Below are 23004 nucleotides of genomic sequence, written 5' to 3' on the forward strand. Positions count from 1 at the left end.
CACACATGCATATAACTGGTCCGTATAATACTCTATTAGGCTTATACATTCCTAGATAATTAAAATATATATCAGGCTCGGATACTTTTAGTATTCGAGTTTTCTCTTTTGGTACTCAAAGTAAAATATATAATTTTCACAAAAGATCTTAGAATCTGAGCCAAATTAGATTCCTGTTTGTCTAATAGTTGTATTTGCAAACGGAAGGAGGAAAAGGTAGTGAACATAAAACGCCTAGTAAGGAAGGCACAAAAAGGGAATGATAGTGCTTACTTAGTACTTTTTCAGGAATTTGAAGCTGATATTTATAGAATGGCTTATGTGTATGTGAAAAATAAGGACGATGCATTGGATATAGTTCAAGAAGTAGCCTATCAGTCATTTAAGAAAATAAGCACATTAAAAAAACCGGAATACTTCAAGACCTGGTTAATGAAAATTACAATAAATTGTTCCTTAAATCTCATCAATAAGAATAAAAAGGTGATCCCATTAAATCCGAAATTTGAGTTACATACTCCAGTTTATGAAGATGAAGATATCGCACTATCATTATCGATTCTTAGTTTAATGGAGATTTTAAAGGATGATGAAAAGAACGTTATATTACTAAAATATTATGACGACTTAACATTCAAGGAAATATCGGAGGTATTAGAAATTCCCCTTGGTACAGTAAAGTCAATTTTATATAGGGCATTAGAAAAGCTGCGCGAAAATTCTAAGGAGGTAGGCAATTATGGATAATCAAATTAAAGAAGAAATAAAAAAAATTGTTCTTCCAGACGAAATTAATGAAAGAAGTAAATTGGGAATCCAAGCTGCAAAAAATGAGTTGGCGGGGAGTGTTAAACGATTTGTGAAAAGAAAAATCGCAATTGCGGTTTTAGCCTCTTGTATAATAGTCCCGACAGGAACATTTGCTTATCAATCGTTGCTTGCTGACGATTTATATGGTTCTTTTGACAATGTGAAAAAACATGTGACTAATTTTACAATGGAAAACTATCTATTATTTGATGCTAAATTAAATAAAGCAAAAGGTAATTTAGGAGAAGAAGAGTATGAAAAGTTCAAAGAGCTACTAAATATCATTATTAGTGCAAAGCTTGATTATGGGGATAAAAATGGGAATATAAATTTTTCTTTAGTTCCAAAGAGAGAGACTGAGGAGATAGAGGGGGTAATGTATGATATCCAACCAATTTTTGATAAGTTAAATAGTCTACCATCCAGTAGAGATTTACTGACAGATGAAGAGTATGAACAATATATTCAAGCATTAATCACTTATGAAACAACAATGGCACTTGTAGGAACTTCAAGTACTCCTGAAATCGATATGATTCCTACCGAAGTTAAAGACGAATATGTAAAAGCAAGTGAATTCTTAAATTATGTTAATGAACTACAAATAAATAATTGATAAAAGAATGACAGACTATCTAATTTCCAAGTAAAATCTATTCTCCCTTTGAACATAAATTCCTATCGAAAATGTTGATGTAAGTTTACTTCTTTTATGTAATAATATTTTTATGTAAATATTACTAATAACGCATATTGAAAGTAGGAATCATAATGGCAACAGGAACACATACAGTGGAAATTCCGGTAGAAGTACAAGTAGTTTGGGATTATATAAGTAACTTGGAAAATTGGGCACCTACAGTACCGGCCTATAAAGAACATGAATTAATCAATGATAAGCAATCCATTTGGACATTTGAAGGCAGTGTCAAGGGAATTAAAAAAACTATTCAAGCCCAAGTTGATATTACTGAATGGGAAGAACCTTCAAATATAAAGTTTGAACTAAAGGGTTTATCGGATAATTTTACAGGAAGTGGTCAATTTACTGCTGAAGAAATAAATGGTAAAACAACAATGACATGTACAGTAGATGTCAGTGCAGGAGGCATTTCGGGTGCAGTGTTAACGCCAGTAATTAAATGGGCAGTTCCAAAAGTTGCATCTCGTTTAACTGAATCAATTGCACGTAAGATCCTAGTATTTTCATAGTTCTCTAAGATTGAAAATCTCATTTCATTTATATGGAAAAAGCCTGTTACTTATTGTATAACTACAAAAAGTAATAGGCTTTTCTTGAGTACCCCACTAATTATATAGCATGCTGATCTTGTTTTTTTATAGATTCCTTGGCTTGTGGTCGATGATGTAATACGTAATATAAGAAAACGGATAATAATGTGATGATACCGGCTGCTTGATACATCATGCTGTAATTAACGATTGAAGCGATTAACCCCATAAAATATGAGCCTATGCCATAGCCAAGGTCAAAAAATAATAAGAATGTCGCTGTTGCAATTCCTCTGCGATGAATAGGAGAGTTCTTAACGGTAAGTGCTTGATAACACGAAAATAATGTTCCATAACCTATCCCCATTATCAATGCAGAAAATAAGACCATTTTTCCAGAATGAGATTGACTAAGCAAGATTAGTCCCAGCCCGAACAATAAAATTGCTGGATAATACAAATAATGCTCCTTATATTTATCGAAAGCCTTCCCGACAATAGGTCTAAAAACAACAATCATCAAAGCAAACACAACAAAAAATAAGCTTGCTATTTGAGTTTGATTGATTTCAGCGGTAAATGAAGCTAAAAAACCTGATAATGAGCTATAAGAAAAGGCTAGTAAAAATGCGAGTAATGCTATTGGTAATGCTTTTATTTCAATAAAATCACTGAATTGCATTTTCTTTTTCTTTATGGGCTCTGTAATTTGTACTTCAGTATTAGAACGTTTTGGCGATGAGACACGCATGGCACAAGCAAATAGAAGTGACAATGCTGAAATGATGCAGGCAGCTACTAACAGTAATGTGATGTTTTTGTCTTTCCATAGAAATAGTCCGAATGCTGGACCAATAACCATTGCCAGGCTCATGAACATACTAAAATAGCCTATCCCTTCACCTTGTCTTGAGACTGGGATTAGTGATGAAGCAATTGTAGTCGTAGCCGTGGAAGCAAGGGCATAGGCCATCCCGTGAAGAAAGCGGATGATTAAGAAAACAATTATTCCCATTGCACCAAAGTAACAGAAGGATGCGATAAGAAAGACTACCAGTCCGAGGAGAGCCATTTTCTTATTACCGAAACGGTCTACCCATTGTCCAGAGAATGGTCTAATTAGTACAATCCCAAGAGAATAGATAGTGATAGCTAGTCCCATCTGTTGCTCATTGCCATTTAAGATATCTTTTACATATAAAGGGAATGCTGTGGCTAATATATAGAAATTCAGCGATACAAAAAAATTACTTAAACATACAAAGATAAAATCTTTTGTCCATATCTTTTCTTTCATTTACTTCTCTTCTTTCTTATATAACTCAAATTGGATTTTAACCTTATTGATTATATAGTTAAAGAACATTAATGTATAATTATATTTATTAATGTTAATATAAGCAAAACTAATGTAATGGAGAGGTTCGATGAATTTTGAACAGCTGGAATATATAAAAGAGGTTGTTGAAACGAAATCAATGTCGATTGCTGCAAAAAACCTTCACGTGACCCAATCTGCTATCAGTCAATCGATTTCATTATTGGAAAAAGAGTTTGGGGTTGAACTATTTAAACGCTCTCGAAATGGAACGCTTCCAACAGAAGAAGGCAAGGTTATCATTACGAAAGTACTTGAAATTTTAAAAAAAGCGGATGAATTAAAGGAAGAAGTCCAATCTTTAACCTCCTCTTATATAGGGGAGTTAAAGATTGCTACAGTGCCAAGCATATTTATGACATATTTACCTAAAGCCTTAGCAAAATTTAAAAAGGATTTCCCGCAAATAAAAGTAACGCTCATGGAGCTAGATAATAGAGAGGTTATTGAACACGTAAATCAAAACAAAATCGATTTGGGGTTAATCGCCATATCTAATTCTGTAAAACACAAGTTTCCTGAATACATTTCCTTTCATTCATTTCAATCACAAGCGACATTTAATGTGATTGTTTCAAAGGACTCCACATTAGCTTTTAGTAAGGAGCTGCAGTTGATGGATATTAGAGAACACCCCTTTGTAATTTATGGGAAGAATTTTTACATCAATTTAATTGAAGACTTTGAAAAACAGTACGGTGCACTGAATATTATTTTTAAATCAACAAATTCGGAAGTAATTAAGAAGTCGGTGGCAGAGGGTGTAGGAATTAGTTTGTTTTCCAGTCTAATGCTAACAGATGATCCTTATTTGGAAAGTGGACGGATTATTTCAATCCCCTTAACAGGATTTCCACTTAATTTTAACCTACTATTTGGAGGTATTTACTCAAAAAATCGAAGTCAATTTCGTTTAATTCAAAAATTTCTCGAGTATTTTCAGGTTTGACAGGTTGGATTTAAAAACGCAGATAATTAAACAACTATTTTAGAGGATTATATGTAATGAAAGAAACCAATTTTGAAGTAGCTTATCAAAATGGTTTCTTTTTATTTTCCTAAATAATGTAATTTTATTAATGAGCTTGAAAGCAGTTTACAAATAGAGGGATTCGATGTATAGTTGATTACATAACTAATCAACCGTTCAACGTGTGAGGAAGTGAGAAATTCTTGAAAGTTGTTTTAGATGATTCGAAGCCGATATTTCAGCAAATATCAGAAATGATTGCAAATGATATTGTCGAAGGTGAGTTGCTAGAAGGGGACCAAATTCCTTCAACTACAGAAATTTCAAAGTTTTACCAAGTTAATCGTGCAACGGTTCAAAAAGGCCTTGCAGAATTAGTTGAAGCTGGCTATGTATATAAACAACGCGGGGTTGGTATGTTTGTTGCATCAGGAGCCAAACAAAAATTGCTTGATAAACGTAAGGAGGAATTTTACAACGAGTATTTAAAACCAATGCTTGAAGAGGCTAAACGGATTGATATTAAAAAAGAAGAGCTACAAAATTTAATCGAGGAGGATTATAGGGATGATTAAACTCGAAAATGTTTCGTTTTCTTATGGCAGTAATCAAGTGATAAAGAATGTGAATTTATTAGAAACAGAGCCGATTATCATAGGATTATGGGGCAGAAATGGTGCTGGAAAAACGACTCTTATGAAGCTTTTATCTGGTTTGGAAAATATAGATGCAGGAACGATAAGTGTTAACGGGATGACACCGTATAACAACAATGAAGCGATGAATACTATCACATACATGCAGGAAAATCACCCTTTTTCAGACCTTTGGAATGTAGAGGATGCCTTACGTTTCGGGGCATTATTCAACAAAAATTGGGATAGTGAGCTGGCAGAGCATCTAGTTACTTTGTTCGAATTACCGAGAAAAAAGAAGATTAAACAATTCTCTAAAGGTATGCAAACTATGATTCAAATTGTTATTGGACTTGCTAGTAAATCTCCGATAACGATAATGGACGAACCAACAAACGGACTTGATGCATACATGAGGAAGCAGTTTAAAGAAGCGCTGCTGAGTACATTAGAGGAGGATCCTCGTTTAATAATTTTATCTACTCATCATATTGAAGAGATTGAAGCATTGTGTGAAAAAATTGCAATTATCAATGAGCATACTATTGTACGCTATCAAGATACTGAGGAGTTAAAAATGCGAGGTGTACATTTATCTGGATCACGGGAGGCAATTGAACCTTTAATTGTTAGCGAAAGAGTACTAGAAAAAAGAACGCTCGGAAAGCTGATTAGTGTGATGATTGATGATGTATTTTCAAATGATTGGAAATTAAAGGCCAAGGAAGCTGGCATTAACGTAGAAAAAGTACCATTACAGGATTATCTCATAAGCTTTACTACTCAAAAAGAGGTGAATAATGTATGAATTCATTTGTTGGACCATTCCGGTTAATGATAAAGGAAATGAGCATGACCTTTTATATAAATGCCACAATTACTTTTGTGCTATTTATTTTCTTTAATCTGTTAGGTGTATTTGATGTAGCGAAATCAGGAATATTTTTCTTGCACGGACCACTTTTTATTGTCTTTCTGTTATATCCATTTATAAATTTTAAAGGCTATCAATATATACTTTCATTTTGCGGGACTAGGAAGCAATTTGTGTTTGCTTTCTATCTTTCGAGCTTGATATATGGTGCTATAAGTATATTACTTTTAAATTTATTTTACTATTTGAGTAAAATTATTAATGCTAATAATACTATTGAATTTTTTCACTTAGCCAATATTGTGAATGATTCTAATTTGCTTATGGAGCTATGGATAGATTTTACGTGGCTTATCTTTGTATTTAGTCTCGGCATAATCGCAAAAACAATATGGTTTAACTATGGCACACTTTTCACTCTTTCTTTAGCCACGTTCCTAATAATTGCGGTTACAATTGTAGCTCTATTTGCAGAGATAAGTAAGATTTTAGATGTGATTTTCGATAACTATATGCTATTTATTGTGATTTTGTTTGGATTATCTTTTACATTTCTTCTTATATCTTATTTACTAATGAGAAATGCCCCTTTAGAAAAAGGGAATCGAGTCCTTATTAGACAGAGTACGAGAACAACTTAATGTACCCATGCCCGAATACAGATTGTGTATTCGGGCTTTTAAATTATCGAGCAAATAACCCCACGGGAAATTTGTTCTTTTTTTATTTTAAGAGGTTAAAAAAGTATTCAATCCCATATTGACTTGAATATAGCCTAGTGTTAGGATAAAATAGTCCTAAGTTTAGGATAAATAATTTTAGGCTAAATATTGTTAGTCTAATGGGAGAGAAAGTAATTGACGATTTTATCAATAATTTTACAGGTTCTATTAGGTTTAGGGTTCCTAATGTTTGGTTTTATGAAGCTTGGGTCTCAGCAAATGGTTGAAGGCTTTAAGAATTATGGTTACCCTGCTTGGTTTAGAGTATTTACAGGAGTAGTTGAACTTGCTGCAGCTGTATTAGTTATTGCGGGTATTTGGAATTCAGCTTTGGCAGCATGGGGTGGTTTAGTAATCGTTGTGACGATGCTTGGTGCAATTTTCACTCATATCAAAATTGAAGATGCTGTAAAAGATTTGATGATGCCAATTATTCTGTTATTTTTAGGATTAATCGTACTGGTTATTAATTTTGGTTCATTAATTTAAGCTTGCTCATCAAGTCCTAAAGGTAGATGCTTCGGGTGCTGCTTATTGAGAATCCAACTGAAGTTGATTATCCTTTATATAGTAGACGAAGATAAGCCTTATAGTTAGGAGATTGAGTAATGGAAGAGCAAAATAATCTAGATTTAAAATTATTTCGTGTTTGGCTAAAAGCAACGAAAGCAGTTGTTGAAAATATACAAAAGGATATCGCCAATCATAAGATCAGTAGTGAAAATTTTATGATTCTTGAATTGCTTTATAGTAAAGGGCCTCATCCAGTGCAAAAAATAAGTGAAACATTGTCAATCCCAAGTGGAAGTATCACTTACGTTGTGGATAAGTTAGAGAAAAAGGGGCTTGTTGAAAGACAGCCTATCCCAAACGACAGAAGGGCATCCAATGTTGTACTGACTGAAGAAGGCAAAACACTTTTTGATCAGGTTTTCCCTAAACATGCTACTACTATTTCTGAAAACTTTTCATTTATCTCGGATGAGGAAAAAGAACTTCTAATTGATTTACTAAAAAGAATTGGAATGGGTGCACAAGGTTAGATAAATAAATTAAAAAACAAGTGATGGAGGAAATTAATCATGACAAAGCTAAACATTGGTATCATAATTGGAAGCACAAGAGAAGGACGTGTTAGTCCACAAGTGGCTGAATGGATTAAAGGAATTGCAGATAGCCGCGGAGACGCAAACTATGAAATCGTTGACATTGCAGATTATAAATTACCATTCTTAGGAACTACGGATGGTTCAGAGCCAGGAATCGCAGCTTGGAATGAAAAATTATTTAGCCTAGATGGTTTTGTATTTGTTGCGCAAGAATATAACCACAGCATCAGTGGAGCTTTAAAAAATGCAATTGATTTCGCTCGTGAAGCATGGAATAACAAAGCAGCTGGTATTGTGAGCTACGGTTCGACTGGTGGTGCTCGTGCAGCAGAGCATTTGCGCGGAATTATGGGAGAGTTAATGATTGCAGATGTACGCGTACACCCTACATTATCTCTATTCACAGATTTTGAAAACTATACAACATTCAAACCAGCTGAATTACACCTTACAAATGTAAATGCAATGCTTGACCAAGTTATTGCTTGGAGCGGCGCCTTACTAACATTAAGAAAATAATATATTGATAGTTAAATGGACATCGGATGCTACCTCTAGTAGTATTTGATGTTCGTTTTGTATTTCAAGATTTATTCATGTTATGGACTGTGTGAAAAGTGACGGGTACGGAAAAATGCTAATCTATCTTAATATTACGGATTCGATATTCTAGTGCTAATTGTCTTAGATATGAAATTCGTTCGTAATATGATTAGTTAAAATTTGAAGGACAAGTAAAGAGTCCATTTATAGGTTTTCATAATTATTGAACTGCACAATATTAAAGCATGCGACATACTATACCTCTAAAGTTGCCTTTAGACAGATTTTATAAAAATTATATATGGAAGGATACTTGAAAAAATGACTCAAGATTATCCGGTTTACCCGTACCTAGGTGTAGTACAAAAGGGAGTGCAACAGCCAATTGCTTTTCCGCCTCAGCATCAAGATCAGGCACCTGGCATGGAATGGGCAATGAATCCAAGACCCATATTTGATTATGCTGGATATAAAGGTAGTGGAAAGCTTAAAGGTAAGGTTGCGCTTATTACTGGTGGCGATAGTGGTATTGGACGTGCAGTGGCAGTAGCTTATGCGAAAGAGGGGGCTAACTTAACGATCGTCTATCTTAATGAGGATCGAGATGCACAAGAGACAAAGCAATATGTAGAGAAATTCGGAATCAGTTGTCTTCTAATCCGAGGAGATTTGCGTGAACCAACAACTTCTGAGCATGCTATAACTCATACTATAGAGAAATTTGGGCGAATTAATATTGTAGTGAATAATGCAGCGGTTCAGCCTTACACAAAGGATATTATGGATGTTTCTAATGACCAACTTGACGACACCTTCAGAACAAATGTATATCCATTATTTTATATGACAAAAGCTGCTCTTCCATATTTAAAGAAGGGTAGCTCAATTATTAATACAGCTTCGAGAGTTGCATATGAGGGAGAAAAGAACGTACTTGACTACGCAGCTTCAAAGGGGGCAGTTGTATCATTTACACGGTCCTTGGCACTATCACTTGTAGAAAAGGGAATAAGGGTAAATGGTGTTGCTCCAGGGCCGGCATGGACACCACTTACTGTTAGCACATATCCAGCAGATGATGTAGCAACACTGGGTACTGACATACCAATGGGACGTGCAGCTCAGCCATTTGAAGTCGCTCCTGCATTTGTATACCTCGCAGCTAACGAGTCGATGTACGTAACTGGTCAAGTACTTCATGTAAATGGAGGAATAATTCGTCAATCATAAAAAAACACCCTTTTTATAGTCGTCCATTTTGGATGGCTATTTTTTAATGGAACAAAAGTCAACTTAGTAATATATGACTTTTATCTCTATAAGTAACTTAAAAAATAGGCCATAAAATCTATGAATGAAAATAATAAACATTGACAAAGGAATTTTTTATTCTTAATATATATCGTGTACGATGTATCGTATCCGATTTATCTAAGGAAGGGGATACTAACTGTGAATAAAGCTGAGTTTATTGGTGAATCTATTGATTTTATACACCGCTATACGATGAAAAGCTTACAGAAAACAGCAGAAGAGCATGGCGTAACTATTCCTCAAATAAGGGTTATTGGCGATGTATATGCCCATAAAACTGTTAGCATTAAGCAACTCTCGCAAAATTTGAAAATGACTCAAAGTACGGTTTCAGATATTGTGGATAGATTGATTGCAAAAGAATTGCTGGTAAAAAGGCCAAATCAAAAAGATAAACGACTAGTAGATATTTCGTTAGCTCCTAGTTTAGTTGAAAAAATTGATGAAAGTATTTCCGAGGTCACAAATCAGTCACTAATTGGTGTAATGAATCTTTTAACTCAAGAAGAGCAAGAAATAGTGGAGAAAGGGATGAAATTATTAGTGTCTGCCGCAAAAGAAAAAATGCTTGCTGAGGGAATTGACAACTATGATTTCATCGACATATTATACTTCTCTGAAAAAGAAAAACGTGGGAAATAACATATAGTAAAAATGGAGGCTACAAGGTGAAAACCATCATAAAAAGACGCTGGGCTATTTTTGTAATTTGGCTTATTGCGACAATATTGTTAACAATAATACAGCCAGATATTAATGCGATATTAAGACAAAAAGGACAGGAAGGTACAAGTAGTGATAGTCCTTCTGTAATCGCAGGGGATATTTTGGCAAAAATGAATACCACTGAAGGAACAGATAATTTAATTGTTTTTTACGATGAAGATAAAATTTCTGAGGAAGAAATGCAAAAAATAGGAGATGCGGTTGAATCAATTCGCAGTAGTAGCAAAGAGCTTGGTATTACAGAAATGATTGACCCTTTCAGTTTACCAGATGCCAAGAGCTCTTTATTCTCTGAAGATGGTACAACCTTAATGGTGAGCTATAAGTTAGATAAAAAAGGACGAGAAATCGATGACATTAAGACACAGTTTGAAAACAAACTTGATAGTGTCCCTGTCGAATTTTATCTTAGTGGTGAAGATTTCATAAATAATGACTATTTAAAAGCTTCACAGGCAGGAGTTGAAAAAAGTGCTGCACTGACGGTGATTTTCATACTCGTAGTATTAGTTATCGCCTTTAAATCAGTTGTTACTCCTTTTATCTCTCTTGTGGCAGTAGCATTTTCCTACCTTGTGTCAATGGGGATTGCTGCACAGCTAATTGATAAAGCTGGCTTCCCAATTACGAGTCTTACGCAAATGCTTTTAGTTTTGATCTTGTTCGGGATTGGTACAGATTATAACATTCTTTTATTTAATCGATTTAAAGAAGAATTAGCTAATGGTAAATCAGTAGATGATTCAATAATTAATACGTATAAAACAGCGGGAAAAACAATTGCTTATAGTATTCTTACTGTATTTATAGCTTTCCTTGCACTCGTATTCTCTGAATCTCCAATCTATCAATCTGGTGTAGTTGTTGTGATTGGCGTAACCATTTTATTGATCGAAATTTTGACATTAACACCATTTATCATGAAAGTGTTAGGCAAGAAAATTTTCTGGCCATCGAAAAATGTAGGGGGACATAAGGAGAATAAATTTTGGGAGAAAACCTCTTCCTTCGGTACTAAGCATCCGATACTTGTTACGGTGATTATTCTCGTGCTTATTTTACCGATGATCTTGCTTCATGACGAAAAACTTAATTTCGATACAGTTGGAGAGCTAGGAGATAGTTATCCTTCATCAAAAGCTATTAATCTAGTAGCAGAGCATTTTGGAAAAGGTCAAGCTATGCCGGCTACTGTTGTAATTGAAAATGATCAGCCACTTAATAACAATGAATCTCTTGCTATTATTGATAATATTACAGAGAGATTAAAGGCCCTTGATGGTGTGAAAATGGTTTCTTCTGTTACTCAGCCTCAAGGACAGCCAATTGAAGACTTTTATGTCGATAGTCAAATGGGAAGTGTTACAGATGGAATTTCCCAAACAAAAGTTGGAGTCGACCAAATATATAGCGGATTGTCAGAAGCTCAAAAAGGTTTAAAATCCGCCGACTTTTCTAAAGCAAGCCAAATGGTTGATGGTACAGAAAAACTTCAGGCTGGTGTTACAGCCTTAGCAAATGGTCTTAAACAAATTCAAGCTGGAATCGATGATGGGACTAATAATCCACAAACGATTCAGAATGGCTTGGCAGCTATAGAAACTAATCTTTCAGCTATGAGTAATGGAGTTGCGATTTTAGCAGAAAATTATGGGAAATTGCAGGCTGGTTACTCTGAAATGGGAACACATTATCAAGATGCAGCAAACGCGCTATTAGCAGTCAAAGGTGCACTTATTCAAATGCAATCTATGACAGATGCAATAGGCAATAGTTACGAGGGATCTGAAACAGATTCAAACTTCCAAGCACTAAAACAAACTATCGATCAGCTTTCAACCTCTCTAAGTCAAATCACACCTGAGAGTATCGCTGTTTTAAATGAAAACTATAATACAGCAAATGCAGGCTTTGCCACTGCGAATAAAAGTCTGGCAAGTATGACTGATGGTTTATCGCAGATGGCAGATGGTTTGAAAAAATTAAAGAATGGCCTTGGACAAGCATCTTCAGGAATTGACACAATCGTAACCAATATGAATGCAGTTAATACCGGACTGAGTGAAATGAAGGCTGGTCAACAGCAGTTAGTTGCAGGTCTTAATGGTTTCGGTGAATTTGGCGATAAATTAACTGATGTAAATGATGGGTTGGAAGAAATATCAAGCGGGCTTGATCAAACGAATGGTTATTTAACTCAGCTAAATACGAATAAGACATTTTTTATTCCTGAGGAAGCTTTAACAAACGAAGAATTTAAAAAATCCTTGGATGCATTTATGTCTGAGGATCGTCAAATCACTAAATTGACAGTAGTTTTAAAGGATGATCCATATTCAGATGCAGCATTGGCAACAGTAAGTCAAATTAATGATGCGCTTTCCAACGGGCTAAAAGGAACACAACTTTCTGATGCAAAGAGCGGAACTGTTGGAACAAGTGCAACAACTAATGATATGAACGATGTATTATCAAGGGATTTAAATCGTACAACAGTAATTGTGATTATTGGTGTATTACTCGTGTTATTCCTGGTGATTCGTTCATTCTGGACACCAGTATTTATCACAGCGTCGCTTATTGGCGCGTACTATACTGCCATGTTCATCATTAACTTTATTTTCCTAGATATTTTGGGATATGCAGGAATTTCTTCATTTGTTCCTTTCTTCTCCTTTATCATAATCGTGGCACTTGGAGTAGACTATAGCATCTTCTTAATGATGCGCTTTAAGGAATACCCTGAGCTTACTGCAAAAGAAGCAATTGTGCTTGCATCTAAGCATACAGGTGGAGTAATTATTTCAGCAGTAATTATTCTTGGCGGTACATTCGCTACATTAATGCCAGCAGGAATTGTCCTGTTAACTGAATTAGTGATTGCAGTCATAACGGGACTGATTGTTTTATGCTTTATTTTACTTCCACTGTTTGTCCCAGCGTTAATCGCTTTACCAGAAGCTTTAAAAAAATTGGTTTCTAAGGAAAAGTAATAAGTAAAATATTTTTGAAAGAATAGGTTTCGCATAAGACCATTATAAAAAGGGAATCAATCAAATTTTATGATTGATTCCCTTTATTTTAGGTTTTTAGATAATTCGTGTTGGGTATATTGCTAAATGTAAATAGCCTGCTAACTTCGTTTAAAGATATACTGCCACACATATCACTAAACAAGCGCAGCCCGCAATAACGAACAGATGCCAAATTGCATGGTTGTAGGGGATTTTTCTCCAAGCGTAGAAGATTGAGCCAAAAGTAAATAGCAATCCTCCAGCTAGTAAAACAGTGAATCCATCAAATTGCAGGAACTGGTACAATGGTTTAATGGCAAAGATAATTAGCCAGCCCATAACAATGTAAAGTATTAATGAGAAAGTTTCGAATTTATGGATAAATAGACATTTAAATACTACGCCAAAAATAGCGATTGACCAGATGGTACAAAGGAGAACAATTCCAAAAACTCCATCCACGGCAACTAACAAAAATGGTGTATAGCTTCCTGCAATAAGTATGTAAATAGATGAATGATCTAAAATAGAGAAAAATCTTTTATATTTTTCGGGCATACTGTGTAGTAAAGTTGACATTAAAAACAAAAGGACAAGTGAAGCTCCAAAAACGGAATTAGAAACAATTTGGACCGTGCTTCCTTTTTGAACGGCGAGAATTATTAAAATGACGCAAGCGGGAATACTTATAAATAAGCCAATTCCATGTGTAATCGCATTCCATAATTCTTCTTTCCAATTTTTATAATCAAATGCTTCGTTATTTTTCATCGTTTTCACTCCCTGTGATTTCACTATACTTGAATAATAAATGGACAGATACTATCATTTGTCATATAAATTTCTTTACAATTGTGAACAATAAATACACAAAGTATAGGTATTTTTTGAAATCGATTACATTTGTCATTATTCCAGAGTGAATATTTGTATTATAATATTTCTACTATATTAAAGGATGTGTCATTTTGGGACGAATTCATATTGTTACAGATTCAACTTGTGATTTAACAAAAGAAGAATTAATGGAACATGACATTAAAGTCGTACCTTTAACAATTCAAATTGATGGAAAAACCTATATAGATGGTCAGGATGTAGAACCTGAATCATTTTTAGACCTAATGAAAAACTCAAAGGAATTACCAAAAAGCTCTCAGCCAGCACCAGGGAAATTCAAAGAACTTTATGACGAACTGGGAAGCACGGGCGATCAAATTATCTCCATTCATATGACTGGTGGAATGAGTGGAACATTTGATTCGGCACGACAAGCAGCTGAAATGAGTGATTCAGACGTAACGGTTTTCGATTCACGCTACATCGCGGTGGGACTTGCTATTCAAATTCGTGAGGCCATTAAACTACGTGATGCAGGTGCCTCAGTAGAGCAAATCATTGCCCGCCTTGAAGAGGTAAGAAAAAACACAAGATTATTTGTAGTGGTAGACAAATTAGATAATCTTATTAAGGGTGGCCGTATTGGTAAAGGAACAGGAATGATTGGTTCTTTATTAAACATCAAGCCAATTGCTACACTCGATGATGGATCTTATACACCAGTTGCGAAGGTAAGAAGTCACAAACAGGTTGTTAGTTACTTATTTAAGCAGTTCCAAGAGGATGTTGCAGGGAAAACAGTTAAAGCTGTTGGAATTTCTCATGCGGACGGATTAACAACTATGGGTAACCCGCTTATTGAACTAGTTGAATCAACTGGCATCAAGGACATAGAGATTAAATTTACTTCTCCGATCATTAGCACACACACTGGCCCTGGTGCAATTGGATTTATTTATTTCGCTGAATAATAAGAAATCTGCTATCATACGCTCATATACTATTATGAGTAGAATGATAGCTTTTTTATTTTCAGAATAGATTTCACATACAAAACGAAATAATTGCTCAAATTAAACTAAATATAACTAAACAATTTACAACAAATTCCGATTTGAAATTTAAAAAGAAAACAAATATGAAAGGGGTAATCATTCTGAAACGAATAACTATTCTCTTCGTATGCTGTGTTGTCTTACTTCTAGGTTATTTGAAAGTGGCTGGTGATAAACAAGTAACTAACGAATCTTCACAAAAAAATCTATCGAATACAATAGTCGCCTTAGATGCAAATGGTGCAACAGAAACTGATCAACCTCAACAAGTTGAGGATGAAACAGAAACAGAAGCACAAACGGAAGCAGAAGCAGAAAAGCATCCAGTTGAAGGCTTAGACGAATCCGTTGAAGAACTGACCTTAACGACAGCATTCCAAGAATCGATTGAAGAGCAATTATTAAATGAATTAAAATTAGTCCCACCTGAAGAAATAAAAGAAGATTCAACTAGATTATATTATTTGGCGCTTGGAGATTCATTAACTCGAGGTGTTGGGGATGAAGAGCAAAAAAATGGGTATACTAAAAGATTAGTGGAGAAGCTTGTGCAATCTACTGATGTAGCTGAGGTAATCTTAGACAATAGAGGAAAACGAGGCCGTAGAAGTGATCAATTACTGAACCTTATTAAAAAAGGCCATTATGATTACGAACTAAAAAATGCTGAACTCATTACACTAACTATTGGTGGAAATGATATTATGAAAGTAGTTAAAAAAGATTTGTTTGAGCTTAAAAGAGCAGACTTTGATAAAGAATTAGTTCAATTTACAAATCGCTATAACGAAATTTTGACTAATATTCGAACGGTAAACCCTGAGGTTCCAATTATAGTGATCGGACTGTATAATCCTTTCTCAGTAATAACAGATGAAATCACTGAATTCGAATCGATTATCACGGAATGGAATGATACAATCGAAGGAACATCTAGTAAGTATAAAAATTCATGCTTTGTGGACATCCAGGATTTGTTCGATGAAAACGCAAATTTAGTTTATCATTCAGATTTCTTCCATCCAAATGGATATGGGTATACAATAATGACAGAACGAATTCTCTCCATGATGAAAGCCTGTCACATAGAAGATTCATCGAACGGGTTAATCTTTACCAATTAAAATGGAGAAAGTAAGGTTAGCCCTTATCCTGTGATAGATTGATGATGTCATATGTGGGGTACATAGTTTTTAAGGTGAAAGATTTAAGGAGTGAACGTAAGTATGAATAAGTGGAAAGTCGCCTTTTTTATTTTAACAGGTGCCATCATTCTTTTCATTACCATCATTTTTTATTTGGCGACTTCTCCTTCAGAAGATGTTCAAATCAATAGTAAAGGTGTTACGGTAAGTCCTACTGACAGTGTATTACTTGTCGAAGCAACAGCTGATGATATCGAAAAAATGGCAATGAATTATTTACAAAAAGAGTTAGCCAATAGTCCACTGCCAATCGATATTGTAGTTGATAAGTCCATTAACCTAAATAGCGAACTAACTGCATTTGGTGTAACGGTTCCGTTTTCAATGAAATTTAACCCAGTAGTTACCGAAGAGGGGAATATACAATTAAAGCAGGATTCCGTTAATGTAGGAAAAGTAAATATACAGCCATCAACAGTTTTAAAGCTTATGAATGATGCTGTAGCATTTCCTGATTGGATAATTGTTCGACCAAATGAAGAAGAGGTTTATGTAGATCTAACAGATATTAAGGTGATGAATGGTGCTCGTGTAAGAGCAAAGGAAGTTGATTTAGAAAATAATCGTGTTCTTTTAGAGGTAATTGTACCAAACGAATAGGGGGATAAGGAATGAGTAAAGAAATCGCGACATTTGCTGGCGGTTGTTTTTGGTGTATGGTGAAGCCCTTTGACCAACAACCCGGCATTGAAGAAGTACTTTCAGGCTACACAGGCGGTCATATTGAAAATCCTACATATCGGCAGGTGTGCTCTGAAACAACCGGTCATTTAGAGGCTGTACAAATTACTTTCGATTCGAAGGTTTACTCTTATGAGAAATTGGTTGAATTATATTGGACTCTAATTGACCCTACTGATGCAGGCGGTCAATTTTATGACCGAGGCGAGTCATACACGACTGCTATCTTTTACCATAATGACGAACAAAAAAGAATAGCAGAAGAATCGAAGGCACGTCTAGAACAATCAGGTAAATTTAAAAAACCGATTTCCGTAAAAATCCTTCCTGCTAAGCCTTTTTATGCTGCTGAGGATTACCATCAGCAATACTATAGAAAAAATCCGATGCATTATGAGCGTTATCAAATTGGATCAGGACGTGCTGCATTTATTCAAAAACATTGGGGGCATGAACATGAATAAAGAAGAAAGATTAAAACAATTAACTGAAATGCAATACTACGTAACACAAAAACAAGGGACAGAGCCACCGTACCAAAACGAATATGATCAGCATTTTGAAGAAGGCATCTATGTGGATATCGTATCAGGAAAGCCATTATTTAGTTCAAAAGATAAATTTGATGCTGGATGTGGCTGGCCAAGCTTTGCTAAACCAGTAGAAACAGAAGAGGTAACAGAGCATTTTGATACTTCACATGGTATGAGAAGAGTGGAGGTCCGAAGTAAAGCTGCTGATTCACATCTAGGGCACGTTTTCCCAGATGGCCCGAGTGAACTAGGAGGGTTACGTTATTGTATTAACTCTGCTGCACTTCGCTTTGTTCCAAAGGATAAGTTGGAAGAAGAAGGCTATGGAGAGTATTTACAATTATTTAAATAAATACTGGAAAAGGTGGAGAAACTCCACCTTTTTTGTTGTCCCTTTTTGCAACTTTTCTAATATCGATTAGTTAATAGTATCCTCAAAGGATTTTCTACCTGTATCAATTTCTTGAACTTTAATATTAATGTTTCTAATTGAATCCTCTTTTAACGTTAAGTTCTCTTCTTTCTCAAGCTTTTTATATAATTTTACATGCTTTCGATATAAAGTTTCTGTTAGTCGGTATATATCAACATCTTTTTCTAGCCCTACCTTAAAACTATCTTTTATTTCTTTTTTAATTTGTTTAACAATGGCCTTCTCTATTTCTTCTGGTGTTAAGTTTCCTGTGAAATTATCTAATCCAGCCGTTAAAGAAAGGTTAATATCAAATTGCACATCATTACCATTTACAATTGGTTCAATTTTCACTTTTATGTTTTTTACTGTTGTGGAGAAGTGGTTTTTATTCTCTAAAGTTGATGTAACTCTCGCTGAAATCGTTTTGTTGCTTAACCATTTTAAACCTTCGGCATCAGAACCTTTTACGAACCCTTTAAAATCTGTGGGTGTTAGGATTCCTATTCCAGCTGTCTCAATGCTCTTACTTGGATCCTTTTGGTTTTTCCAATCATCTTTGAGTCGAACGTAGGGTATATTAATTGTTTTTGGGGGCTCATTCAACGAGATGATTAGTGTTCGAACAGTAACTGGTTCGATGAAGGATTGTTGTTTATATGAATTGAGAGGGTCAGCCAATCTAGTCAGCGTAATTGAGCGTCTTAATAAAGGTACAGTCGTAAGGAACTCTGATAAAGGCTCATCGGTTGAATAAACCCACGTATTGTATCTCGTATCGATAAATCTCGTAATATCATTGATTACGGAATTCAACCTATTATCCTTTAAAGCATTTTCACTTAATATTAAAAATGAAAAATGCCCCCAATATAATTCTTCATCAATTGCTTTATACAAATTTGAAAAAGCCTCACTGAGGGTTACACCTTTGAAAGAATTCACTTCGGATTGAATGACATCTTGATTTACTTGTTCCGATTTAGCTACATTTGAGAAGCTGATAATTTGAACATATACCTCATAATATCCCTCTTTATAATCGATGGCTGCTCCTAAGGCATAATACATTCTTTCATTTTCATTTAAATCCCAACAACCTGTTAAAAGAAAGGCGAGGGGGAATAAGTATAATAACTTGATTGTTTTTTTCATTTTGTACCCTCATTTTGGTTTCTTGTGTCATCTTTGGGATCGAGCATATTTGGTCGTTCTGAATATTTTGGTTTTGATTGTCTGATAATTGCTTTTTTAATGTTTTCCCAGCTTAAGTCAGCTGTAATATCCAAATACGGAGTTCCGAAAATACGAATATTAGCGAGATATATTAAAAGTAAAAAAATACAAACAAAAAATCCAAATAAGCCAAATATGGATGTCACGAAAATAAAGGTGATTCTAAGAATAACGACCATTGTTACTAGTGATTGGTTCACAATCGAATAGGAAGCTATAGTTGATAGCGCAATAACAACTACCATTGCAGGACTAGTAATACCTGCACGAATTGCGGCATCACCAATAATTAAACCACCTACTACTCCTATTGTTGTACCAATTTTTGAAGGCATCCTTAATCCAGCCTCACGGAATAATTCGAAAATTACTAATAAAATTAACATTTCTAAAACAGCGGGAAAAGGTAAGCCCCTGTTTGAAATTACAACTGTTGCAAGTAATTGTAAGGGTAGCTGATCTTGGTGAAATAGAGTCAGTGCCAGCCAAAATGCAGGTAGGGCGATACCTAAAAAAACACCGAGCAAACGTAAAATCCTTTCGAAAGAGCTGAAAATAATCGGGTTTTCGTTATCCTCAGATGTTTTAAGTAAAGAGAAAAAATTGATAGGTGTAATAACAGCATAAGGTGTACCGTCGACGATAATTATAAACCTGCCCCTGATTAATGATTGAATAGCAAAATCTGGCCTTCCGGTTGAATTGGTTGATGGCATAACCCAGTTTTTTTTATTAATAAACTCCATTAAAGCTTGTGCACTAACAATTATGTCAGTATCTATCTTATTAAATTGTTTTTTTAACTCTGTCAAAATATCTCTATTCGCAATATCATCCATATACATTATTGCTACTTCAGTTTTTGACCGTTTACCTATGTTAAATTTCTCGACACAAAGAGAATTAGTAGGTAAGCGTTTTCGAATTAATGCAATATTGGTAGATAAATCTTCAATAAAGTTGTCACGGGGACCCTTCACCAGTACTTCCATATTAGTTTCTTCAGGTGTTCGATTAGGCTTTCTAGATATATTACAAGCATAGAGCAATTTTGTATCCTTAAAGTAAATTAAAATATTGCCACTATATACTTTAGAAATTATGTCATTTTCATTTGTTATCTTTTGTATTTGGGGAATGGGCAATTGCTCAATCATTTGGTCATTTACTAGACAGGAATTGTTATCCTTAAATAAGCTCTCTATATTGGGTAAGACGACTGTGTAAAGCAATTTTTCGTCTACCATTGAATCACATTTAATAAAGAATACAGGGGATTGGTTAAAGGTGAATTCATTGAAAATAACATCGGCCGATTTGTTAAAGAGCTTCCTTAATGTAGTGATATTTATTTCTTTCTGTCCATTTACATCCATCCAAATTCACTACTTTCTTAATTTTGATTATTCTCTGGATGTTTTGCCATTTTAGTTTTTTTTCTACTTGAGATTAGAGCGATTGTACTTAATAGAATTGAAATACCTAAAAAGCAAACAAAGGTAGTAATCAGCATTTCATTTCCATTTAAATGTAAAAAAAGAGTATCATCCAATCCTATTACTATTAAGCAGAAAAAGAAAAAGGGGAAAAACATAAACTTCCATATCTTTTTTCTTTGACCTGTCAAATTTAAAATATCGCAAGCTATAAATAACAGTAAACTAACTCGGATAAATGTACCCGTTAGCCATTGATAAATCGATAGAAAATCCATATGCTCTATAAAACGACCGATTGTTACAAGTCCCCATTCTTCATAAGCTGGGTATCTTTGTCTCGCTGCCTCTTCAGGTCCAAATTCTACTATTGCCCCTAAAAGTGGGCCAAGTGTTAGACCAGTCAATATGAATAGCATAATTGCAAGATGGTACCATCGAAGTTTACTTTTAAAATGGTGTTGCATAAATAAGAGCAATAGTAATTCTATAAATCCTGAGGCTGGGTATACAACACCTAGTATTACAGGGTTAACACCATGCTCCAAGAACGGTTGTATAAGGCTATAATCCTTGACTTGAATATTAGCAATTGCTACATAGAAGCCAAAGACCACAACGAAGAATAATACAAATGTATTAACAATTACGATTGTCAGCATATTGGTTGAAATTAATAAAAAACAAAGAATAATGTAAATCGCTAAGAGAGCTAATTTGGGTGTATTGGGTAAAAAAGTCGCATTAACCCACAGTAATGTTTCACACATAGTAAAAGCTGCAAGTATAAAAATAAATACTACAACACTGTATAAGAGAATTGAGCTAGGTATTTTACCTATTTTTTGATATAGCCATTCTTTTAATGGTTTTTGCTCTGTTTTATTATGGATAAAGAGCACTAAAAATAACCACGGAAACATAATGACAGCTGCTAGAATAACAGACATCCACCCATCTCTTTTTACATGGTCTAAAATAGGTGGTAAGATTGTTACGTGATTTTTTAATCCGATAAAGGTCATTACTAAAAAAATGACATGTAAAATTCCAATTTTCCCGATTTTATGCATCGTTTTTCCTTCTAACACTTTTTTTAGATAGCTTTGACAAGTACAATTAAAAATATAAGAATAGAAAATAAAATGTTTTTATATGAGTACAAAGTAACTATAGATAGATTAGTTTATCGAGAAGCAAAGGGGCTCCGAAATGAAACAGAGTTTTTATTTATATATCCTTTCTTTTAGAGGAGGAAATGCAAACGATCCTAAAACTAGATTTGCCGAAACTGCATTTTTAGATCATAGTTTTCCTAAAAGCAGCACCTCTTTTGAGGAAGTATCAAGGTATATCGAGATGATTGCTGATGATAACATGTCAACGCAAACTTTCGATGAACTTTGGGAACTTTATGAGATAAAATATTAAAGTGCTTTTATTTCTTTGATTTTTAGTAGTGCAAAATGTATATTATAAGGTAAATCATTGCACAATGCTGCAAAAGCAAGTATATTTTAAGATGAGATAATTTTGGAAAGAGGGATTGCTAATGAGTATCCATATTAACGCTAAACAAGGTGACATCGCAGAAACTATTTTATTACCTGGAGATCCATTACGTGCAAAATATATAGCTGAAACGTTCTTAGAAGATGTAACATGTTATAATGAAGTTCGTAATATGTTTGGATATACTGGTACATATAAAGGAAAACGTGTTTCTGTTCAAGGTTCAGGAATGGGTGTACCATCAATTTCAATTTACGCAACAGAGTTAATGCAAGAATACGGAGTACAAAAGCTAATTCGTGTAGGTACTTGTGGAGCAATCCAAAAAGACGTAAAAGTGCGTGACGTAATCATTGCACAATCTGCTTCAACTGATTCTAAAATGAATGAGATTATCTTTAATGGTATCGATTTCGCACCAACAGCAGATTTTGATTTATTGCTAAAAGCATATAACGCTGGTGTTGCTGCTGGGTTAAACATTAAAGTAGGTAATATCTTTACAGCTGATATGTTCTATTCAGAAGAAAATCAAAACGAAAAATTAGCTCGCTACGGTGTTTTAGCTGTTGAGATGGAATCGGCAGCACTATATACACTAGCTGCTAAATTTGGACGTCAAGCATTATCTGTTTTAACGGTTTCTGACCACATTATTACAGGTGAAGCTACTTCTTCTGAGGAACGTCAAACAACATTCAATGATATGATCGTCGTTGCGTTAGAAGCTGCAATTCAAGAGTAATGTATAGCAAATGCTTTGCAT

Annotated in this window: 25 protein-coding genes; 20 read left to right on the forward strand and 5 right to left on the reverse strand. The window is 34.5% G+C overall.

What is annotated here, in order from left to right:
* The first annotated feature begins 219 nt into the window (after positions 1 to 219).
* The 3 genes from LG296_RS09040 (at position 220) to LG296_RS09050 (ending at position 2022) form a co-directional block, all read left to right on the forward strand.
* Positions 220 to 747: a sigma-70 family RNA polymerase sigma factor gene (locus LG296_RS09040; RefSeq protein WP_107936080.1), complete on the forward strand. Its 528-nt coding sequence runs from the start codon at positions 220 to 222 to the stop codon at positions 745 to 747.
* Complete coding sequence (locus tag LG296_RS09045; RefSeq protein WP_107936082.1) at positions 740 to 1426, forward strand: DUF3600 domain-containing protein; 687 nt, start codon at positions 740 to 742, stop codon at positions 1424 to 1426. Before LG296_RS09040 ends, LG296_RS09045 begins: the two co-directional genes overlap by 8 nt.
* A gap of 155 nt (positions 1427 to 1581) precedes the next feature.
* Positions 1582 to 2022, forward strand: coding sequence for a CoxG family protein (locus tag LG296_RS09050; protein ID WP_107936084.1), 441 nt, complete (start codon positions 1582 to 1584; stop codon positions 2020 to 2022).
* 100 nt (positions 2023 to 2122) lie between these two features.
* Here LG296_RS09050 and LG296_RS09055 read toward each other — a convergent pair whose 3' ends face one another.
* Entirely contained in the window at positions 2123 to 3340 is a 1218-nt protein-coding gene (locus LG296_RS09055; RefSeq protein ID WP_107936086.1) for an MFS transporter, read from the reverse strand.
* 130 nt (positions 3341 to 3470) lie between these two features.
* On the opposite strand from LG296_RS09055, the gene LG296_RS09060 reads away from it, so the two are divergent.
* From LG296_RS09060 to LG296_RS09105, 10 genes are all read left to right on the forward strand, one after another.
* Positions 3471 to 4370 (forward strand): LysR family transcriptional regulator, encoded by a 900-nt coding sequence (locus LG296_RS09060; protein WP_107936088.1) that lies wholly within the window; start codon positions 3471 to 3473, stop codon positions 4368 to 4370.
* A 224-nt stretch (positions 4371 to 4594) separates the two neighbouring features.
* Complete coding sequence (locus LG296_RS09065) at positions 4595 to 4966, forward strand: GntR family transcriptional regulator (protein ID WP_107936090.1); 372 nt, start codon at positions 4595 to 4597, stop codon at positions 4964 to 4966.
* On the forward strand, positions 4959 to 5834 hold the full coding sequence (locus tag LG296_RS09070; protein WP_107936092.1) for an ATP-binding cassette domain-containing protein: 876 nt from the start codon (positions 4959 to 4961) through the stop codon (positions 5832 to 5834). Before LG296_RS09065 ends, LG296_RS09070 begins: the two co-directional genes overlap by 8 nt.
* Entirely contained in the window at positions 5831 to 6541 is a 711-nt protein-coding gene (locus LG296_RS09075; protein WP_404427949.1) for a hypothetical protein, read from the forward strand. The genes LG296_RS09070 and LG296_RS09075 overlap by 4 nt, the downstream gene beginning before the upstream one ends.
* 216 nt (positions 6542 to 6757) lie before the next feature.
* On the forward strand, positions 6758 to 7111 hold the full coding sequence (locus LG296_RS09080) for a DoxX family protein (protein WP_107936097.1): 354 nt from the start codon (positions 6758 to 6760) through the stop codon (positions 7109 to 7111).
* Positions 7112 to 7230: 119 nt separating this feature from the next.
* Positions 7231 to 7665, forward strand: coding sequence for a MarR family winged helix-turn-helix transcriptional regulator (locus LG296_RS09085; protein ID WP_107936099.1), 435 nt, complete (start codon positions 7231 to 7233; stop codon positions 7663 to 7665).
* A 39-nt stretch (positions 7666 to 7704) separates the two neighbouring features.
* Positions 7705 to 8250 carry an NADPH-dependent FMN reductase gene (locus LG296_RS09090; protein WP_107936101.1) on the forward strand — a complete coding sequence of 182 codons (546 nt, stop codon included), beginning with the start codon at positions 7705 to 7707 and terminating at the stop codon, positions 8248 to 8250.
* Positions 8251 to 8595: 345 nt separating this feature from the next.
* Entirely contained in the window at positions 8596 to 9504 is a 909-nt protein-coding gene (locus LG296_RS09095; protein ID WP_107936103.1) for an SDR family oxidoreductase, read from the forward strand.
* Positions 9505 to 9726: 222 nt separating this feature from the next.
* A complete protein-coding gene (locus LG296_RS09100; RefSeq protein ID WP_107936105.1) occupies positions 9727 to 10230 on the forward strand; it encodes a MarR family winged helix-turn-helix transcriptional regulator in 504 nt (167 codons plus the stop codon).
* A 26-nt stretch (positions 10231 to 10256) separates the two neighbouring features.
* Positions 10257 to 13307, forward strand: coding sequence for an MMPL family transporter (locus LG296_RS09105; protein ID WP_404427950.1), 3051 nt, complete (start codon positions 10257 to 10259; stop codon positions 13305 to 13307).
* Positions 13308 to 13457: 150 nt separating this feature from the next.
* Here LG296_RS09105 and LG296_RS09110 read toward each other — a convergent pair whose 3' ends face one another.
* On the reverse strand, positions 13458 to 14099 hold the full coding sequence (locus LG296_RS09110; protein ID WP_107936109.1) for a hemolysin III family protein: 642 nt from the start codon (positions 14097 to 14099) through the stop codon (positions 13458 to 13460).
* A 197-nt stretch (positions 14100 to 14296) separates the two neighbouring features.
* On the opposite strand from LG296_RS09110, the gene LG296_RS09115 reads away from it, so the two are divergent.
* The 5 genes from LG296_RS09115 to msrB all read left to right on the forward strand — a co-directional run bounded on the left by LG296_RS09115 (position 14297) and on the right by msrB (position 17994).
* Entirely contained in the window at positions 14297 to 15139 is an 843-nt protein-coding gene (locus tag LG296_RS09115) for a DegV family protein (RefSeq protein ID WP_107936111.1), read from the forward strand.
* Between the two features lie 167 nt (positions 15140 to 15306).
* A complete protein-coding gene (locus tag LG296_RS09120; protein WP_107936113.1) occupies positions 15307 to 16347 on the forward strand; it encodes a GDSL-type esterase/lipase family protein in 1041 nt (346 codons plus the stop codon).
* A gap of 102 nt (positions 16348 to 16449) precedes the next feature.
* The gene (locus LG296_RS09125; RefSeq protein WP_107936115.1) at positions 16450 to 17028 is read left to right on the forward strand and encodes a YpmS family protein; all 579 of its coding nucleotides are present in this window, start codon (positions 16450 to 16452) and stop codon (positions 17026 to 17028) included.
* 11 nt (positions 17029 to 17039) lie between these two features.
* Positions 17040 to 17573: a peptide-methionine (S)-S-oxide reductase MsrA gene (gene msrA, locus LG296_RS09130; RefSeq protein WP_107936117.1), complete on the forward strand. Its 534-nt coding sequence runs from the start codon at positions 17040 to 17042 to the stop codon at positions 17571 to 17573.
* Positions 17560 to 17994 carry a peptide-methionine (R)-S-oxide reductase MsrB gene (gene msrB, locus LG296_RS09135; RefSeq protein WP_181418071.1) on the forward strand — a complete coding sequence of 145 codons (435 nt, stop codon included), beginning with the start codon at positions 17560 to 17562 and terminating at the stop codon, positions 17992 to 17994. The genes msrA and msrB overlap by 14 nt, the downstream gene beginning before the upstream one ends.
* A gap of 66 nt (positions 17995 to 18060) precedes the next feature.
* Here msrB and LG296_RS09140 read toward each other — a convergent pair whose 3' ends face one another.
* Genes LG296_RS09140 through LG296_RS09150 form a run of 3 tightly spaced genes read right to left on the reverse strand, consistent with a single transcriptional unit; the run spans position 18061 to position 21799 of the window.
* Positions 18061 to 19209: a Ger(x)C family spore germination protein gene (locus LG296_RS09140; protein WP_107936121.1), complete on the reverse strand. Its 1149-nt coding sequence runs from the start codon at positions 19207 to 19209 to the stop codon at positions 18061 to 18063.
* Positions 19206 to 20666, reverse strand: coding sequence for a spore germination protein (locus LG296_RS09145; protein WP_107936123.1), 1461 nt, complete (start codon positions 20664 to 20666; stop codon positions 19206 to 19208). Before LG296_RS09145 ends, LG296_RS09140 begins: the two co-directional genes overlap by 4 nt.
* Before the next feature lie 17 nt (positions 20667 to 20683).
* Positions 20684 to 21799: an endospore germination permease gene (locus LG296_RS09150; RefSeq protein ID WP_107936126.1), complete on the reverse strand. Its 1116-nt coding sequence runs from the start codon at positions 21797 to 21799 to the stop codon at positions 20684 to 20686.
* 139 nt (positions 21800 to 21938) lie between these two features.
* Here LG296_RS09150 and LG296_RS09155 point away from each other — a divergent pair, with 139 nt between their 5' ends.
* Together LG296_RS09155 and deoD are read left to right on the forward strand one after the other, a co-directional pair.
* Positions 21939 to 22157: a YozE family protein gene (locus tag LG296_RS09155; RefSeq protein WP_107936128.1), complete on the forward strand. Its 219-nt coding sequence runs from the start codon at positions 21939 to 21941 to the stop codon at positions 22155 to 22157.
* Positions 22158 to 22278: 121 nt separating this feature from the next.
* On the forward strand, positions 22279 to 22983 hold the full coding sequence (deoD, locus tag LG296_RS09160) for a purine-nucleoside phosphorylase (RefSeq protein WP_107936130.1): 705 nt from the start codon (positions 22279 to 22281) through the stop codon (positions 22981 to 22983).
* The last annotated feature ends 21 nt before the right edge of the window (positions 22984 to 23004 follow it).

The organism is Ureibacillus chungkukjangi (genome assembly GCF_044795995.1).
In the GTDB taxonomy this organism is placed as follows: Bacteria; Bacillota; Bacilli; order Bacillales_A; family Planococcaceae; genus Ureibacillus; species Ureibacillus chungkukjangi.